Below are 17,651 nucleotides of genomic sequence, written 5' to 3' on the forward strand. Positions count from 1 at the left end.
GGATATCACCGCCTTCGGGACCTGTGTGACCCTTGTGGGAGCGGGGTCACCCGCGAAGAGGCCAGTACAGACAACCCCGAGCTGCTGTGAAACACTAGCCCCACCACCAACACCCAGCAGCCCCGAATGCCCGCCCTAGACCACCCCCTGATCGACCAGTTCCTCGACGCCCTGTGGCTTGAAAAGGGCCTGTCCGACAACACCCGCGTGTCCTACCGCAGTGACCTGGCCCTGTTCAACGGCTGGTTGCAGGAACATGGCGTCAGCTTGCCCGACGCCGGACGCGAGCTGATTCTCGACCACCTGGCCTGGCGCCTCGACCAGGGCTACAAGCCGCGCTCCACGGCGCGCTTCCTGTCCGGCCTGCGCGGCTTCTTCCGCTACCTGTTGCGGGAAAAACTGGTGGCCATCGACCCCACCCTGCAAGTGGATATGCCGCAACTGGGCAAGCCGCTGCCCAAGTCGTTGTCCGAAGCAGACGTCGAAGCCTTGCTACAAGCTCCGGACCTGGGCGAAGCCATCGGCCAGCGTGACCGCGCCATGCTCGAAGTGCTCTACGCCTGCGGCCTGCGTGTCACCGAGCTGGTCAGCCTGGCCCTCGACCAGGTCAACCTGCGCCAAGGCGTGCTGCGGGTGATGGGCAAGGGCAGCAAGGAGCGCCTGGTGCCCATGGGCGAGGAGGCGGTGCTGTGGTTGCAGCGCTACCTGCGCGATGGCCGCGCCGAACTGCTCAATGGCCGCCCCAGCGACGTCTTGTTCCCCAGCCAGCGTGGCGAGCAGATGACCCGTCAGACCTTCTGGCATCGTATCAAGCACCATGCCCGGGTCGCCGGTATCGACAAGCCGCTGTCACCGCACACCCTGCGTCATGCCTTCGCTACTCACCTGCTCAACCATGGCGCCGACTTGCGTGTGGTGCAGATGCTGCTGGGCCACAGTGACCTGTCGACTACGCAGATCTACACCCATGTCGCCAAGGCCCGCCTGCAGCAACTGCATGCCCAGCACCACCCGCGTGGATGAATGTTTTTCATGTTCCGCCGACCGGTCCTTGCAAGGCCCTTCACTGGCGGTGTGATGTGGTAGGCTTGGGCGGTTTGCACCAAGGGCCGCACGGTCACCGCGTATTTTCCGCAGGTGACGCCCTCCGGCCCCTGTCCGCCTTCAGGAGTTCCCATGCGCGTGACCCAGTTTTTCGCCGCCGCCGCGTTGGCGCTGGCCAGTACCTTTGCCGTTGCCGCGGCAACCGACAGCAATGCAGCTGCCGAGCAGGCCATCCGTAAGTCGTTGCAGAACCTCGAGTTGGAAGTGCCCGTCGAAAGCGTGGCCAGCAGCCCGGTCAGCGGCCTGTATGAAGTCAAGCTGCAGGGCGGCCGCGTGCTGTATGCCAGCGGCGACGGCCAGTTCGTGATGCAGGGTTACCTGTTCCAGATCCAGGACGGCAAGCCGGTCAACCTCACCGAGAAGACCGAGCGCCTGGGCATTGCCAAGCTCATCAACGGCATTCCAGCCGCCGAAATGGTGGTTTATCCTGCCAAGGGCGAGACCAAGTCGCACATCACCGTGTTCACCGACACCACCTGCCCGTACTGCCACAAGCTGCACGCCGAGGTGCCTGAGCTCAACCGCCGCGGTATCGAAGTGCGCTATGTCGCCTTCCCGCGCCAGGGGCTCGGTTCGCCGGGTGACCAGCAGTTGCAGGCCGTCTGGTGTTCCAGCGACCGCCGAGCGGCGATGGACAAGATGGTCGAGGGTGAGGAAATCAAGGCCGCCAAGTGCGCCAACCCGGTCGGCAAGCAGTTCCAGCTGGGCCAGTCGATCGGCGTCAACGGCACGCCGGCGATCGTCCTTGAAAGCGGCCAGGTCATTCCGGGCTACCAGCCGGCACCGCAGGTCGCCAAGCTGGCACTGGCCAAGTAATCCAATTCAGTACGCCGTCGTCATGGGGTGACGGCATGTTTCACGGTCGGCATAGGCGTCGGCCGTTCAATGGGGAGTTCACAGTGAAACCGGTCAAAGTAGGCATCTGTGGGTTGGGGACCGTCGGTGGCGGAACCTTCAATGTACTTCAGCGCAACGCCGAGGAGATCGCCCGCCGTGCCGGGCGCGGTATTGAAGTGGCACAGATTGCCATGCGCTCGCAGAACCCGAACTGCCAGATTACCGGTACCCCCATTACCGCTGATGTGTTCGAAGTTGCGAGCAACCCGGAGATCGACATTGTCATCGAGCTGATCGGTGGCTACACCGTGGCCCGCGAGCTGGTGCTCAAGGCCATCGAAAACGGCAAGCACGTGGTCACCGCCAACAAGGCGCTGATTGCCGTGCACGGCAATGAAATCTTTGCCAAGGCCCGTGAGAAGGGCGTGATCGTTGCCTTCGAAGCGGCCGTTGCCGGTGGCATCCCGGTGATCAAGGCCATCCGCGAAGGCCTGTCGGCCAACCACATCAACTGGCTGGCCGGCATCATCAACGGCACCGGCAACTTCATCCTCACCGAAATGCGTGAGAAGGGCCGTGCCTTCCCGGACGTACTCGCCGAAGCCCAGGCGCTGGGTTACGCCGAAGCCGACCCGACCTTCGACGTTGAAGGCATCGATGCCGCGCACAAGCTGACCATCCTTGCCTCGATCGCTTTCGGCATCCCGCTGCAATTCGACAAGGCCTATACCGAAGGTATCACCCAGCTGACCACTGCAGACGTGAATTATGCCGAGGCCCTGGGTTACCGCATCAAGCACCTGGGCGTGGCCCGCCGCACTGCCGAAGGCATCGAGCTGCGTGTACACCCGACATTGATCCCGGCCGACCGCCTGATCGCCAACGTCAACGGCGTGATGAACGCCGTCATGGTCAACGGCGACGCCGCCGGTTCCACCCTGTACTACGGCGCGGGTGCCGGCATGGAGCCTACCGCTTCGTCGGTGATCGGCGATCTGGTCGATGTGGTTCGTGCCATGACCTCCGACCCGGAAAACCGCGTGCCGCACCTGGCCTTCCAGCCGGATTCGCTGTCGGCCCACCCGATCCTGCCGATCGAAGCCTGCGAAAGCGCCTACTACCTGCGCATCCAGGCCAAGGATCACCCGGGCGTACTGGCCCAGGTGGCCAGCATCCTCTCGGAGCGCGGCATCAACATCGAGTCGATCATGCAGAAGGAAGCCGAGGAACAGGATGGCCTGGTGCCGATGATCCTGCTGACCCATCGCGTGGTCGAGCAGCGCATCAACGACGCCATCGTTGCCCTGGAAGCCCTGCAGGACGTGGTCGGCAAGGTCGTGCGCATTCGCGTCGAGCAGCTCAACTAACAATTGTGCCGTCGGGCCGCCAGTGCGGCCCCGGCCCCAGCATCGAAGGTTTGCACCCATGCGCTATATCAGCACCCGCGGTCAGGCTCCGGCCCTGAATTTCGAAGACGTCCTGCTGGCTGGCCTGGCCAGCGACGGCGGCCTGTACGTCCCGGAAAACCTGCCACGCTTCACCCAGGAAGAAATCGCCTCGTGGGCCGGCCTGCCGTACCACGAACTGGCCTTCCGGGTGATGCGCCCGTTCGTCGAAGGCAGCATCGCCGACGCCGATTTCAAGAAGATCCTCGAAGAAACCTACGGCGAGTTCGCCCACGCCGCGGTTGCACCGCTGCGTCAGTTGAACAGCAACGAGTGGGTCCTGGAGCTGTTCCACGGCCCGACCCTGGCGTTCAAGGACTTCGCCCTGCAACTGCTCGGTCGCCTGCTCGACCATGTGCTGGCCAAGCGCAACGAGCGCGTGGTGATCATCGGCGCTACCAGCGGTGACACCGGCTCCGCCGCCATCGAAGGCTGCCGTCGTTGCGACAACGTCGACATCTTCATCCTGCACCCGCACCAGCGCGTGTCGGAAGTGCAACGCCGGCAGATGACCACCATCTTCGGTGACAACATCCACAACATCGCCGTCGAAGGCAACTTCGACGACTGCCAGGAAATGGTCAAGGCCAGCTTCGCCGACCAGTCGTTCCTCAAGGGCACCCGCCTGGTTGCGGTCAACTCGATCAACTGGGCGCGGATCATGGCCCAGATCGTCTACTACTTCCACGCTGCCCTGCAGCTGGGTGGCCCGGCGCGTTCCGTGGCGTTCTCGGTGCCGACCGGCAACTTCGGCGACATCTTCGCAGGCTACCTGGCACGTAACATGGGCCTGCCGGTCAGCCAGCTGATCGTCGCCACCAACCGCAACGACATCCTGCACCGCTTCATGAGCGGCAACCAGTACGTCAAGGAAACCCTGCACGCGACCCTGTCGCCGTCGATGGACATCATGGTCTCGTCCAACTTCGAGCGCCTGCTGTTCGACCTGCACGGCCGCAACGGTGGCGCCATTGCCGAGCTGATGGCCAACTTCAAGCAAGGTGGCGGCTTCAGTGTCGAGCAAGACCGCTGGACCGAAGCGCGCAAACTGTTCGACTCGCTGGCAGTGAGCGACGAGCAGACCTGCGAAACCATCGCCGAAGTATTTGCCGCCACCGGTGAGGTGCTTGACCCGCACACCGCAATCGGCGTCAAGGCCGCCCGCGAATGCCGCCGCAGCCTGGACACGCCGATGGTGGTGCTGGGTACCGCGCACCCGGTCAAGTTCCCGGAAGCGGTGGAGAAGGCCGGTGTTGGCAAGGCGCTGGAGCTGCCGGCGCACCTCAGCGACCTGTTCAGCCGTGAGGAGCGTTGCACGGTGCTGGCCAATGACCTGAAGGCTGTGCAGGGCTTTGTCAGCCAGCATGGTAACCGCGGCAAACCATTGTAAGCATTGCTATCGCCCGGGGGCTGCTGCGCAGCCCTTTCGCGACACAAGGCCGCTCCTACAGGAGATCGCGACCCATGCAACAGGCGCGTTCCCCTGTAGGAGCGGCCTTGTGTCGCGATGGGCCGCAAAGCGGCCCCAACAATTTCAGGCTTTCCCTCAATCCAATCAGAAAAATCCTATTCAGTTCACCCAGCGCCAAGCCTAGATTAGCCGGTCCTCCCACCAGGAGCGGCTTTCATGCACCAGCCCTATGTGTTGATTCACCAGGCTCGCCCATCCCACCAGATACTCCTGCACCAGGCCCTTAACGCCCAAGGCATGTTTCATGTGCGCATCAGCGAAACCAGCGCAGACCTTGACGCCTGCCTGAACGCCGATCACCGCCCCGATCTGCTGATCCTTGACCACGCCATGCCAACCCGGGCCGGCCTTGCCTTGCTCGAACAGCAGCACCGAACCCGCGCTTTGCTATTCGTCGGCCAGGCTACCCCCAAGCGCCACAACCTTGCCCAAGAGGCCAGAAACCGGGGCCTGTGGGTGCTTGCCGAGTTGCCCTGGCCGCTTTCGATGCCACGCCTGCAGCGTGCCCTGCAAGCACTGCAGGTGCGCCCTTGGCGGCGTATTCAAACTGTCACCTCGGCCCCGCATGCTCACTGAAGCAGCCGCGGTGTAACGAACTTTCCGCTGCGTCTGTTGGTCAGTTCCTCTATATCCCACCACGCAGCGAGTGATCCGGATGGAAAGAATCTGCAGACTGCTTAACGAAGCCCTGACCCCCTATCAGACACACCTTGGCGTCGCCGATGCCCAGGGTAATCGCCAATTGACCGTTCACGACCGCCTTGCCGGCATCACCCTTCGGCGCACGGTAAGCGAGCGTCAGTTGCAGGAACAACGCCTGTTGATCGATTTGGTGGATGGCCTGCACCGTGACCTGCAGATTGCCGAAGGGCGCCTGCAGCCCTGTGTGATCGCGGCACTGCAGCAGCGTCAGCAACCTCATGGAACCTTTGCCTGAGTGGTTTATCAGACACTGTAGGGCAACCCGGCCAGTGCTTTGCTCCGGCGCTGGCAAGGTTGTCACGGGAAGCCCTCAAGGGCTTTCGCTTGGCCCCGGGCGTGTCTCCCCAGCGCCCGGGGTTTCTTTTTTTGCTGGCTGGCACATATCCTTGCAGGAGCGGTCTTGTGTCGCGATGGGCCGCAAAGCGGCCCCGGCAACCTTCGCTGCGAAGCTGAAAATGTGGGGCCGCTTCACGCCCCATCGCGACACAAGGCCGCTCCTACAGGGGCTGAGCCGACAGCTAGTGGTCTTCGAAGAAGCGCTTGCTTTCTTCCAGGTAGTCTTCCTGCAACGCCGGGTCCAGCCAGCGTGCATACAATGCCGGCAACACGTCCCGGCGCAGGGCAGGCAGCAACTGGTCGATGTGCGCAATCGCTTTACGCCCCAACTCGCTGTTCGAACAGCCTACATGCAGAAACTGATAGCGGTTCACCCCTTGAACAGGATGAAACCGGTAGTCAGCCAGTGCTCCGCCTTGCTGCTCGATCAGGTAGCGCACTTCGGGCCAGTAGCCGAGCACCATGCGCAGGCGCCCCAGCTGTTGCATCTGCAGCAGGTTGGCGGTGGCGTCGTTGCCGTAGTGGCGGCTGAACGCGGTCTCGGGCAACTGGCGCAGAATTGCGTCGATCTGTGTGCCATAGCTGCGCTCGGCGACAACTCCCAGCTTCAGCGAAGTCTTGCTCAGCAGGCCATGCAGATTTACCTGCTGGCCGTCGAGGTAAGGCGCTACCAGCGCCTCGCTGTCCTTGCGCAGCACCAGGCCGCCACTGAACACGCCTAGAGAGGGCGTTGAAAACCGCACGTATTCGGCGCGGTCCGGCGTCCACAGTAAGGTCGGGTCGCAGGTGAAGGTCTGCGGGTCCTGCAGCATCTGGATGCCGCGGGCGCGGTTGACGCGCACGATGCTGTGGTCATATTCGGGCATCTGCCTGATAAGCAGAGGCAACAGCTGGTCGATCACCCCACGGCCTTTTTCCGGTCCTTCCAGAATGGTGAACGGCGGCAGGTCGCGCACCAGCCAGAAGATGCGCTCCTTGGCGTTGGCTGGCTGCAGTAGTAATGCGGGCAGCAGCCCGCACAGCAGAGCCAGGTGGCGTAGGCAACGGGCAGTGCGCATGGACCAGGGCCGCGCCAGGGTCAGACCGTGCCTGCTGCGCGCAGGCTGGCGATAGCCGCTGCGTCGTAGCCCAGGTTGCCGAGCAGCGCCTCGGTATGTTCGCCCAGCGCCGGGCCTACCCACTCGGTGGAGCCGGGGGTGTCCGACAGCTTGGGCACGATGCCCGGCATGCGGAATGGCTTGCCGTCCGGCAGCTTGGCCTGCAGGAACATTTCGCGTGCCAGGTACTGCGGGTCGTTGAACATGTCCTCGGCCGAATAGATGCGGCTGGCCGGTACTTCGGCGGTGTTCAGCACTTGCATCAGTTGTTCCAGTGGCAGGCTGTTGGCCCAGCGGTCGATTACCCCGTACAGCTCGTCACGGCGCAGGTCGCGGCCATCGTTGGTGGCCAGGGTCGGGTCGTCGGCCAGGTCGGTGCGGCCAATGGCTTGCATGAAGCGCTTGAAGATCGCATCGCCGTTGGCACCGATCTGCACATGCTTGCCGTCGGCGCTGGTGTGGATGGAAGAGGGTGTGATGCCCGGCATGATGTTGCCGGTGCGTTCGCGGATAAAGCCGAACACATCGAACTCCGGGACCATGCTTTCCATCATGGCGAAGATCGCTTCGTACAGGGCGACGTCCACCACCTGGCCCTGGCCGCCGTTGACTTCCCGGTGCCGCAGCGCCATCAGTGCGCCGATAACCCCCCACAGGGCGGCAATCGAATCACCGATGGAAATACCCGTGCGTACCGGCGGTCGGTCGTCGAAGCCGGTGATGTAGCGCAGGCCGCCCATCGACTCGCCTACCGCGCCAAAGCCCGGCTGGTCTTTCATCGGCCCGGTCTGGCCGAAGCCCGACAGGCGCACCATGACCAGGCGCGGGTTCAGTGCATGCAGCACATCCCAGCCCAGGCCGAGTTTTTCCAGCACGCCCGGGCGGAAGTTCTCGATCAGGATGTCGGCCTCGGCCAGCAGGCGTTTGAGAATCTCACGGCCCTCGGGGTGCTTGAGGTTGAGGGTGAGCGACTGCTTGTTGCGGGCCTGCACGAACCACCACAGCGAGGTGCCCTCGTACAGCTTGCGCCATTTGCGCAATGGGTCGCCGCCGTCGGGCGATTCGACCTTTATCACCTCGGCGCCGAATTCGGCACAGATGCGCGAGGCGAACGGCCCAGCGATCAGGGTGCCGAGTTCTACTACTTTGAGGCCGGCGAGGGGTTTGCTGGGCGTCGACATGGGGCATCCGTGGCAGCTGGGCAGAGCCGTGTTTTTATCACACGTCGGTTTCGCCGGGTACTGCTGCGGCGCATGGAAGGTGCGGATGGGTTAGACTGTGCCACTTTTCTTTTGCACGAAGCCCGTCGACCATGGCCCAGCCGTCCACTACCTACAAATTCGAACTGAACCTGACCGACCTCGACCGCGGCGTGTACGAAAACGTCCGTCAGACCATCGCCCGCCACCCTTCGGAAACCGAAGAACGCATGGCCGTGCGCCTGCTGGCCTACGCCCTGTGGTACAACGAAAACCTGTCGTTCGGCCGTGGCTTGTCCGATGTGGACGAAGCGGCGCTGTGGGAAAAGAGCCTGGACGATCGCATCCTGCACTGGATCGAAGTAGGCCAGCCGGACGCCGACCGACTGACCTGGTGCTCACGCCGCACCGAGCGCACCAGCCTGCTGGCCTACGGCAGCCTGCGCGTATGGCAGAACAAGGTGGTTGATGCGGTCAAGGGCTTGAAGAACCTGAGCATCGCCGCCGTGCCGCAGGAGGTGCTGGAAACCCTCGCCACCGACATGCCACGCACCATCAAGTGGGACGTGATGATCAGTGAGGGCACGCTGTTCGTCACCGACGACCGTGGCCAGCACGAAGTGCAGCTGGAATGGCTGCTGGGTGAGCGCGGCTGAATCACCCATGCGTATCGAACCTCGCCCGTTGCCGCCGACCCTGCCATTCCTGGGTAACCTGCCGCCCTTGCTGACCCGCCTGTACGCCGCCCGCGGCGTGCAGAGCGAGGCCGAGCTGGACAAAAGCCTCGCGCGCCTGCTGCCATACCAGCAGCTCAAGGGCATCGAGGCCGGCGTGGACCTGCTGGTCGAGGCCATCGACCAGCGCCAGCGCATCCTCATCGTTGGCGACTTCGATGCCGACGGCGCCACCGCTAGTACCGTCGGCGTGCTGGGCCTGCGCCTGCTGGGTGCGGCCCATGTCGACTACCTTGTGCCCAACCGCTTCGAATACGGTTACGGTCTGACTCCGGAAATCGTCGAGGTGGCGCTGCAACGCCAGCCGCAGCTGTTGATCACCGTGGACAATGGCATTTCCAGCGTCGACGGTGTGGCTGCCGCCAAGGCCGCCGGACTCAAGGTGCTGGTCACCGACCACCACCTGCCGGGCGCGGAGTTGCCCGATGCCGACGCGATCATCAACCCCAACCAGCCGGGCTGTAGCTTCCCGAGCAAGGCGCTGGCCGGGGTAGGGGTGATCTTCTACGTGCTGATGGCGTTGCGCGCGCGCCTGCGCAGCCTGGGGCGTTACGAAACGCAGCCACAGCCGAACATCGGCGAATTGCTCGACCTGGTTGCCCTGGGCAGCGTCGCCGACGTGGTGCCATTGGATGCCAACAACCGCATCCTGGTGCACCAGGGCCTCGAACGCATTCGCGCCGGCCGCGCCCGACCGGGGCTCAAGGCCATTCTTGAAGTGGCCCGTCGCGATCACCGGCGCATCACCTCGACCGACCTCGGCTTCATCCTCGGCCCGCGGCTGAACGCTGCCGGGCGCCTGGACGACATGAGCCTGGGCATCGAATGCCTGCTGTGTGAAGACGCGGCCCTGGCCCAGGACATGGCGCAGCAACTGGACGACCTGAACCAGGACCGCAAGTCCATCGAGCAGGGCATGCAGCGCGAGGCCCTGGCCCAGCTCAAGGACCTGCCGGTCGAGTCGATGCCATATGGCCTGTGCCTGTTCGATGCCGACTGGCACCAGGGGGTGATCGGTATTCTGGCTTCGCGGTTGAAGGAGCGTTACCACCGGCCGACTATCGCCTTCGCCGACGCTGGCGAGGGTATGCTCAAAGGGTCGGCGCGTTCGGTGCCGGGGTTCCATATTCGTGATGCACTGGATGCCGTGGCGGCGCGCCACCCGCAGCTGATCAGCAAGTTCGGCGGCCACGCGATGGCGGCGGGGTTGTCGTTGCCCGAGGCCAATTTCCCGGCATTTGCCGAGGCGTTCGACGAAGAAGTGCGACGCCAATTGCGTGAAGAGGACCTGACCGGTCGGCTGTTGTCCGACGGCAGCCTGGCGGTGGAGGAGTTCCACCTCGACCTGGCCAAGGCCCTGCGCCATGCCGGGCCCTGGGGGCAGCACTTCCCCGAGCCGCTGTTCCATGGCGTGTTCCAGCTGGTGGAGCAGCGCGTGGTGGGCGAGCGGCACTTGAAGGTAGTGCTCAAGAGCGAGTGCGGCTCGGTGCGGCTGGACGGCATTGCCTTTGGCATTGACCGCGAAGTATGGCCGAACCCCACGGTGCGTTGGGTCGAGTTGGCATACAAGCTGGATGTGAACGAGTTTCGTGGTAATGAAAGTGTGCAGTTGATGATTGCCCACATGGAGCCGCGCTGAGGGTAGATACCGCCGCTGCTGACGGCCTGGCGCTGACCCGTTGTGGGAGCGGGTTCACCCGTGAACACCGGCGAAGCCGGTGCCATCCACCGAGTCGCTGCTTCGCGGGCATGCCCGCTCCCACAGGGCCTGCACCGGGCTCAAGGCTTGCGCTGTACCTGTGGGAGCGGGTTCACCCGCGAACACCGGCGAAGCCGGTGCCATGCACCAAGTCGCATTCTTCGCGGGTAAACCCGCTCCCACAAGGCTCTGCGGCGGGCTGGCTAATGTGCTCCATGTGCGATCGATGATCACATCAAACTCAGCGCGCCATACCTAACTCGGCATCATCCATCAGTGCCTTGGCCATCGCACTGAGATAGTGCGCAGCCCAGATCATCATGGGCTTCTCATCCATCAGCCCGACGATGGTCAACTCCCGCACATAGCCCATCAATTCCGAAGCCTGATCACGGGCGTCTCGGCACGGAATGCCCGCTTCGATGCGAAATAATGGGTGGGTCTGGTTTTCACCCTGAAAGAAAGTGGTCTTGCCGACGGTGAACTGGGTGTCTTCTGTAGTCATTTTTCTAGCAATTCCTTGAAGGTTAAAGGAGTTGCCACCGCCGTTTCCACACGAAGGGCGGCAACTGTATGCAGGGTGGAAAACCGGCCTTCAAGGAACCCGGTAGGCCAAAAGGCCTCCCGCACACAGCTGCCATTACGACAGGAACTTGAAGGTTGACCGGGTTTCCACACCCGCATCGCTGGATTTCAGCGACCTGAAAAGACTAAGTGGCAGTGTTTCCAGGAACAATCAGACGCCTGTCGACAGAACATGTAGGGTATTTCCTCAGGCCAGGTATCACCAGATCCGACTCGTAGGGGATATCTGAAATGCCTGTCAGAGGGCTTGCCTTTAGCGACGGTCAGGGCTGCCATGTGCCTGCCTTGAGAGTGATGTCGCCTAGGAGATCGAGCGCCGCGCGGGCGGCGCTCGATCTCATAGGCGACATCACCCTTGATCCAAACACCCCGCACCCCACCCAAAATCCCATGGAACCTCCCCCCCAACCATTCTGGTCTAGTCTGAAGTTATGACCGGACCTGGGCCAGGGACGTGCAACTGAGTGCCCGGGCCGGATCACCATTGGAGTCCTTGGGAGGTGCCCTCATGAGCCTGCTGCTCGAGCCTTACACCCTGCGTCAGCTGACCCTGCCCAACCGCATCGCCGTTTCGCCGATGTGCCAGTATTCCGCCGTCGATGGCCTGGCCAACGATTGGCACCTTGTCCATTTAGGCAGCCGCGCCGTGGGTGGCGCTGGCCTGGTGATCACTGAAGCCGTGGCGGTGACCGCCGATGGCCGCATCACCGCTGAAGACCTCGGCCTGTGGGACGACGCTCAGATCGCCCCGCTGCAACGCATCACCCGCTTCATCACCGCCCAGGGGGGCATGCCCGGTATTCAGCTGGCCCACGCCGGGCGCAAGGCCAGCACCTATCGCCCGTGGCTGGGCAAGCAAGGCAGCGTCAAGCTCGAAGAGGGCGGCTGGCAGCCGGTAGGGCCGTCGAAGATTGCCTTCGACCCCCAGCACACCCCGCCGCGTGAATTGAACAAGGATGAAATCGAGCAGGTGATCGCCGCCTTCGTCGCCTCGACCGAGCGTGCCCTGAAGGCCGGCTTCAAGGTGGTCGAGATCCACGCCGCCCACGGCTACCTGTTGCACCAGTTCCTGTCACCACTTAGCAACCAGCGCCGCGACGAGTACGGTAGTTGCTTCGAAAACCGCATCCGCCTGACCCTGCAGGTGGTCGAGGCCGTGCGCAAGGTCTGGCCTGCCGAGTTACCGCTGTTCGTGCGGGTATCGGCGACCGACTGGGTCGAGGACGGCTGGAACCCGGATGAAACCGTCGAACTGGCCCGCCGCCTGCGTGGCCTGGGCGTCGACCTGATCGACGTGTCCTCCGGCGGCACCTCGGTCAACGCCGAGATCCCCACCGGCCCGGGCTACCAGACGCGCTTCGCCGAGCGTGTGCGCAAGGAATCGGAAATCGCCACCGGCACCGTGGGCATGATCACCGAACCGGCCCAGGCCGAGCACATTCTGCGCACTGGCCAGGCCGACATCATCTTCCTCGCCCGCGAACTGCTGCGCGACCCGTACTGGCCGCTGCACGCCGACGACGATCTGGGTGGCAACAAAGCTACCTGGCCTGCGCAATACCAGCGCGCCACCAGCCGGGCCAACCCGATTCACGAGTCGGACCTGCGGGATTGACCTGACCCAAGCATTACGCGGTCGTTGTAGGAGCGGCCTTGTGTCGCGAAAGGGCTGCGAAGCGGCCCCAGGTTTCCAGCTCCGCCGCTGATATTACCGGGGCCGCTTTGCGGCCCTTTCGCGACACAGGGCCGCTCCCACACGGTATTGCACCGCCTTTGAATGCGATGCGGTATCTGTGGGAGCGGGCATGCCCGCGAAGAAGGCGACTCGGTGTATGGCACCGGCTTTGCCGGTGTTCGCGGCGGTTCGACGCCTCGATGAACCCGCTCCCACAGAGGTCGCGCAAAATCAGGCGTTGATACTTACTCCTGTTCTATTGGCTACTTCCAAATAGTCAACCACTGCCTCTTTGAACGCGGCAGGCAATAGCCTGCGCGACCGAGCGTGAAACCCGACGATATCGCAAGTTGTGCATAGGTGCCCGACCCATGAATGGTCTTCCTTGCTGTATTTCACCTTTGCTCGTTGTCCTCGATATTTCATGTCATCCAGCCTCGTGATAATCCAGTTTCGATGACTACAAGCTAAAGGATGTGGCACTAGGAATGGGCCGAACCGATTGCAGGAAAGCTCCTGGACTGAGGTGCCGGTCTCAGCCCAGGCATTACCCTCAATGCTTGATCATCACATGCCGCACACAGGTGTAGTCCTCCAGCCCATACATCGACATGTCCTTGCCATACCCCGAATGCTTCTGCCCGCCATGGGGCATTTCGCTGACCAGCATGAAGTGGGTGTTCACCCAGGTGCAGCCATACTGCAGGCGCGCCGCCAGGCGGTGGGCACGGCCGGTGTCGCGGGTCCATATCGATGAGGCCAAGCCGTATTCGGAGTCGTTGGCCCATTCCAGTGCCTGCGCTTCGTCGTTGAAGCGCGTCACCGACACAACCGGGCCGAACACTTCGTTACGCACGATTTCGTCGTCCTGCAGGGCATCGGCCAGCACGGTCGGCTCGAAGAAGAAACCGTCGCCCTCGATCGCCTTGCCACCGGTCACCAGGCGGATGTGCGGCTGGGCGATGGCCCGTTGTACCAGCCCTGCAACCTTGTCGCGGTGCTGGGCACTGATCAGTGGCCCCAGTTCGGTGTCCTCGGCTTCCTGCAGACCTGGCTTGAGGCTGGCCACTGCGGCCCCCAGGCGTTCGACGAAACGCTCGTAGATGCCATCCTGCACGTACAGCCGACAGGCTGCGGTGCAGTCCTGGCCGGCGTTGTAGAAGCCGAAGGTACGGATACCGTCGATGGCGGCATCGATGTCGGCATCGTCGAACACCAGCACCGGGGCCTTGCCGCCCAGTTCCATGTGCATGCGTTTCACGCTGTCGGCAGTGGCGCTGATGATGTGCGCGCCGGTGGGGATCGAGCCGGTCAGCGAGACCATGCGCACCTTGGGGTGGCTGACCAGCGGGTTGCCCACCGTCTGGCCACGGCCGAAGAGGATGTTCAGCACCCCAGGTGGCAGCAGGTCCCGGGCGAGTTCGCCGAGGCGCAGGGCGGTCAGCGGGGTCAGCTCGGAGGGCTTGATCACCACGGTGTTGCCGGCAGCCAGGGCCGGGGCGATCTTCCACGCCAGCATCATCAACGGGTAGTTCCATGGCGCGATCGAGGCCACCACGCCCAGCGGGTCACGGCGGATCATCGAAGTATGGCCTGGCAGGTATTCGCCGGCTGCCGAGCCGCCCAGGCAGCGCGCCGCACCAGCAAAGTAGCGGAACACGTCGGCAATTGCCGGGATCTCGTCATTCAGGGCGGCGCTTAGCGGCTTGCCGCAGTTCTGCGATTCCAGGCGGGCCAGTTCATCGCCATGGGCTTCGATGGCGTCGGCCAGCGCCAGCAAGGCTTGCGAGCGTTCCTTTGGGCTGGTTTGCGACCAGCTGTCGAAGGCCTGGTCGGCGGCGCGCACGGCGCTGTCCACCTGGGCCTCGCTGGCTTCGTTGATCTGCGCCAGGGCAGTGCCCAGCGCCGGGTTGAGCACGGTCCAGGCCGGGCCTTGGCCAGCGACCAGCTGGCCATTGATCAGCATCTGCGTTTGCATCGGGGACTCCTCCAGGGTCATTTGCCGCTGCCCGCGACGCTTTCGCCGCCACGGGTCAGGTAATAGGCACCAAGTATCGGCAGCATGGTCACCAGCATCACCAGCATGGCGACCACGTTGGTCACCGGCACATCGCGCGGGCGGCTGAGCTGGTTGAGCAGCCAGATCGGCAGGGTGCGTTCGTGGCCGGCGGTGAAGGTGGTGACGATGATTTCGTCGAACGACAGGGCAAAGGCCAGCATGCCGCCGGCCAGTAGCGCCGAGCCCAGGTTGGGCAGGATGATGTAGCGAAAGGTCTGCCAGCCGTCGGCGCCCAGGTCCATCGAGGCTTCGATCAGGCTCTGCGAAGTCCGCCGCAGGCGGGCGATCACGTTGTTGTAGACGATCACCACGCAGAAGGTGGCGTGGCCGACCACGATGGTGAACACCCCGGGCTCGATCCCCAAGGCCTTGAACGCCGAGAGCAGGGCGATGCCGGTGATGATGCCGGGCAGGGCGATGGGCAGGATCAGCATCAGCGAAATGCTTTCCTTGCCGAAAAAGCTGCGCCGGTACAACGCCGCCGAGGCCAGCGTGCCGAGCACCAGGGCGATCAGCGTGGCCAGGCAGGCCACTTGCAGCGACAGCTTGATCGCTTCCAGCACATCGGGCCGGGCGAAGGCCACGGCGAACCACTTCAGGGTAAAGCCCTTGGGCGGAAAGCTGAATGCCGCGTCTTCGGTGTTGAAGGCATACAGAAAGATGATCAGGATCGGGAAATGCAGGAACAGCAACCCGCCCCAGGCCGCCAGGCGCAGCCCGGTCGAGGCATTTTCAGAGTGCATCGAAGGCCCCCAGTCGCTTGACGATGGACAGGTAGACCGCGATCAGCACGATCGGCACCAGGGTGAATGCGGCGGCCATCGGCATGTTGCCGATCGCCCCTTGCTGGGCATAGACCATGCTGCCGATGAAGTAACCGGGCGGGCCGATCAGCTGCGGCACGATGAAGTCGCCCAGGGTCAGCGAGAAAGTGAATATCGAGCCGGCGGCAATGCCCGGGATCGACAGCGGCAGTATCACCTGCACGAAGGTTTGTCCGGGCCGGGCGCCGAGGTCTGCCGAGGCTTGCAGCAGCGATGGCGGCAAGCGTTCCAGCGAGGCCTGGATCGGCAGGATCATGAACGGCAGCCAGATGTACACGAACACCATGAAGCGCCCCAGATGCGAAGTAGACAGCGTGCTGCCACCCACGCCCGGCACCGCCAGCACCGTTTGCAACAGGGCATCCAGGTGCAGTTGCTGGACGAACCACTGGGCCACGCCGCCCTTGGCCAGCAGCAGGGTCCACGCGTAGGTCTTGACGATGTAGCTGGCCCACATCGGCATCATCACGGCGATGTAGAAAAACGCCTTGGTCTTGCCGCTGGTGTAGCGCGCCATGTAGTAGGCGATGGGGAAGGCCAGCACGGCGCTGGCCAGCGACACCGCCACCGCCATGCACAAGGTGCGCAGAATGATGTCGAAGTTCGACGGGTTGAACAGCGCGGCGAAATTGCCCAGGGTCAGGTCCGGGGTCACCGCCATGGTGAAGTCGTCGAAGGTATAGAAGCCCTGCCACAGCAGGTTCAGCAGCGAACCCAGGTAAATTGCGCCGAACCAGGTCAGTGGCGGGATCAGCAGCAGGGCCAGGTACAGGTTGGGGCGCCGGTACAGCAGGTTGGACAGGCCGCGCAGTGTGCTCATGTCAGCGGCCCTCGGTTTCCTGCAGCACCGTCATGGCTTCGTGGGGCCAGTGTGCCTGTACCGGTTGCCCGGGTTGCCAGGCCTGTACCTGCGCCTGCCAGCGGTCGTTGGCCTGGCTCACCGCCAGTAGTTGGCCGCTGTCCAGTTGCAGCTCGTAGCGGGTGGCACTGCCCTGGTACTGGATGTCGCGCAGCAGGCCGCTGACCTGGACGTGCTGGCCGGCTGTGGCCGGGGCGCCGAGGCGGATGTGTTCAGGGCGGATGGAGAAGGGCGCCGGGCTGCCATTGAGCGCCATGGCCAATTCACCACGCAGCACATTGGAGGTGCCGACGAATTCGGCGACGAAGGTGGTCGCCGGCTGCATGTACAGGTTGCGCGGGGTGTCGACCTGCTCGATACGGCCGCGGTTGAACACTGCGACACGGTCGGACATCGACAGCGCTTCGGTCTGGTCGTGGGTGACGAATATGAAGGTGATGCCCAGCTGGCGCTGCAGCTTTTTCAGCTCGCCCTGCATCTGTTCGCGCAACTTCAGGTCCAGCGCGCCAAGCGGCTCGTCCAGCAGCAGTACCCGTGGCCGGTTGACCAGCGCGCGGGCCAGGGCCACGCGCTGGCGCTGGCCGCCGGACAACTGCGCCGGCTTGCGTGCGCCGTAGCCGGCCAGGGCCACCATCGCCAGGGCTTCTTCGGCCCGGCTGTGGCGTTCGGCCTTGGCCACGCCCTTTACCTTCAGGCCGTAGGCAATGTTGTCCAGCACGTTCATGTGCGGGAACAGGGCGTAGTCCTGGAATACGGTGTTGACGTCGCGCTGGTAGGGCGGTACGCCGGCAGCCTCGACGCCGTGGATGCGGATCGAACCGCTGGTGGGTTGCTCGAAGCCTGCAATCAGACGCAGGCAGGTGGTCTTGCCCGAACCAGAGGGGCCGAGCATGGAGAAGAATTCGCCATCGATGATGTCGATGCTGACCTGGTCGACGGCCTTGATCTCGCCGAAGGTGCGGGAAACCTGGGTGAACTGGACGGCTAGGGGCATGCATAGGCTCCGGACAACACGGTTTCTCCTG

The 17,651-nt window shown here is 63.7% G+C and carries 16 protein-coding genes; 9 read left to right on the forward strand and 7 right to left on the reverse strand.

Translation table 11 applies throughout. The features are described from left to right. Window positions 1-126 precede the first annotated feature (126 nt). The 6 genes from xerD to RIN61_RS17160 all read left to right on the forward strand — a co-directional run bounded on the left by xerD (window position 127) and on the right by RIN61_RS17160 (window position 5,794). Window positions 127-1,023: a site-specific tyrosine recombinase XerD gene (gene xerD, locus RIN61_RS17135; protein WP_112250934.1), complete on the forward strand. Its 897-nt coding sequence runs from the start codon at window positions 127-129 to the stop codon at window positions 1,021-1,023. Window positions 1,024-1,176: 153 nt separating this feature from the next. Beyond that, window positions 1,177-1,920, forward strand: coding sequence for a DsbC family protein (locus tag RIN61_RS17140; protein ID WP_112250936.1), 744 nt, complete (start codon window positions 1,177-1,179; stop codon window positions 1,918-1,920). A gap of 83 nt (window positions 1,921-2,003) precedes the next feature. Then, window positions 2,004-3,308 carry a homoserine dehydrogenase gene (locus RIN61_RS17145; protein ID WP_112250938.1) on the forward strand — a complete coding sequence of 435 codons (1,305 nt, stop codon included), beginning with the start codon at window positions 2,004-2,006 and terminating at the stop codon, window positions 3,306-3,308. A gap of 58 nt (window positions 3,309-3,366) precedes the next feature. After that, window positions 3,367-4,776, forward strand: a complete 1,410-nt coding sequence (gene thrC / locus RIN61_RS17150; RefSeq protein WP_112250940.1) for a threonine synthase — start codon at window positions 3,367-3,369, stop codon at window positions 4,774-4,776. 237 nt (window positions 4,777-5,013) lie between these two features. Next, a complete protein-coding gene (locus tag RIN61_RS17155; protein ID WP_207879873.1) occupies window positions 5,014-5,433 on the forward strand; it encodes an ANTAR domain-containing protein in 420 nt (139 codons plus the stop codon). A gap of 79 nt (window positions 5,434-5,512) precedes the next feature. After that, entirely contained in the window at window positions 5,513-5,794 is a 282-nt protein-coding gene (locus RIN61_RS17160) for a DUF3509 domain-containing protein (RefSeq protein ID WP_133970485.1), read from the forward strand. Window positions 5,795-6,077: 283 nt separating this feature from the next. Here the strand turns inward: RIN61_RS17160 and RIN61_RS17165 are convergent, their stop codons facing one another. Both RIN61_RS17165 and RIN61_RS17170 read right to left on the reverse strand, forming a co-directional pair. Continuing rightward, window positions 6,078-6,953 (reverse strand): TIGR02285 family protein, encoded by an 876-nt coding sequence (locus RIN61_RS17165; protein ID WP_112250944.1) that lies wholly within the window; start codon window positions 6,951-6,953, stop codon window positions 6,078-6,080. 20 nt (window positions 6,954-6,973) lie between these two features. Continuing rightward, on the reverse strand, window positions 6,974-8,173 hold the full coding sequence (locus tag RIN61_RS17170) for a CaiB/BaiF CoA transferase family protein (protein ID WP_112250946.1): 1,200 nt from the start codon (window positions 8,171-8,173) through the stop codon (window positions 6,974-6,976). 131 nt (window positions 8,174-8,304) lie between these two features. Between RIN61_RS17170 and RIN61_RS17175 the strand changes: the two genes are divergently transcribed. Both RIN61_RS17175 and recJ read left to right on the forward strand, forming a co-directional pair. Next, a complete protein-coding gene (locus tag RIN61_RS17175) occupies window positions 8,305-8,847 on the forward strand; it encodes a YaeQ family protein (protein ID WP_013971198.1) in 543 nt (180 codons plus the stop codon). Window positions 8,848-8,854: 7 nt separating this feature from the next. Further along, entirely contained in the window at window positions 8,855-10,564 is a 1,710-nt protein-coding gene (gene recJ, locus RIN61_RS17180) for a single-stranded-DNA-specific exonuclease RecJ (protein ID WP_085601932.1), read from the forward strand. Window positions 10,565-10,865: 301 nt separating this feature from the next. Here recJ and RIN61_RS17185 read toward each other — a convergent pair whose 3' ends face one another. Further along, window positions 10,866-11,129, reverse strand: a complete 264-nt coding sequence (locus RIN61_RS17185; protein ID WP_025337923.1) for a DUF3077 domain-containing protein — start codon at window positions 11,127-11,129, stop codon at window positions 10,866-10,868. 588 nt (window positions 11,130-11,717) lie between these two features. On the opposite strand from RIN61_RS17185, the gene RIN61_RS17190 reads away from it, so the two are divergent. Continuing rightward, on the forward strand, window positions 11,718-12,824 hold the full coding sequence (locus RIN61_RS17190; RefSeq protein ID WP_112250948.1) for an NADH:flavin oxidoreductase/NADH oxidase: 1,107 nt from the start codon (window positions 11,718-11,720) through the stop codon (window positions 12,822-12,824). A gap of 613 nt (window positions 12,825-13,437) precedes the next feature. On the opposite strand, the gene RIN61_RS17195 is transcribed toward RIN61_RS17190, so the two are convergent. Genes RIN61_RS17195 through RIN61_RS17210 form a run of 4 tightly spaced genes read right to left on the reverse strand, consistent with a single transcriptional unit; the run spans window position 13,438 to window position 17,620 of the window. After that, entirely contained in the window at window positions 13,438-14,862 is a 1,425-nt protein-coding gene (locus RIN61_RS17195) for a gamma-aminobutyraldehyde dehydrogenase (RefSeq protein ID WP_313853051.1), read from the reverse strand. A 17-nt stretch (window positions 14,863-14,879) separates the two neighbouring features. Beyond that, window positions 14,880-15,686 (reverse strand): ABC transporter permease, encoded by an 807-nt coding sequence (locus tag RIN61_RS17200; protein WP_112250954.1) that lies wholly within the window; start codon window positions 15,684-15,686, stop codon window positions 14,880-14,882. After that, window positions 15,676-16,587 carry an ABC transporter permease gene (locus RIN61_RS17205; protein ID WP_313853054.1) on the reverse strand — a complete coding sequence of 304 codons (912 nt, stop codon included), beginning with the start codon at window positions 16,585-16,587 and terminating at the stop codon, window positions 15,676-15,678. The genes RIN61_RS17200 and RIN61_RS17205 overlap by 11 nt, the downstream gene beginning before the upstream one ends. Window position 16,588: 1 nt before the next feature. Further along, window positions 16,589-17,620 (reverse strand): ABC transporter ATP-binding protein, encoded by a 1,032-nt coding sequence (locus tag RIN61_RS17210; RefSeq protein ID WP_112250958.1) that lies wholly within the window; start codon window positions 17,618-17,620, stop codon window positions 16,589-16,591. Between the last annotated feature and the right edge of the window lie 31 nt (window positions 17,621-17,651).

The organism is Pseudomonas inefficax (genome assembly GCF_032164165.1).
In the GTDB taxonomy this organism is placed as follows: Bacteria; Pseudomonadota; Gammaproteobacteria; order Pseudomonadales; family Pseudomonadaceae; genus Aquipseudomonas; species Aquipseudomonas inefficax.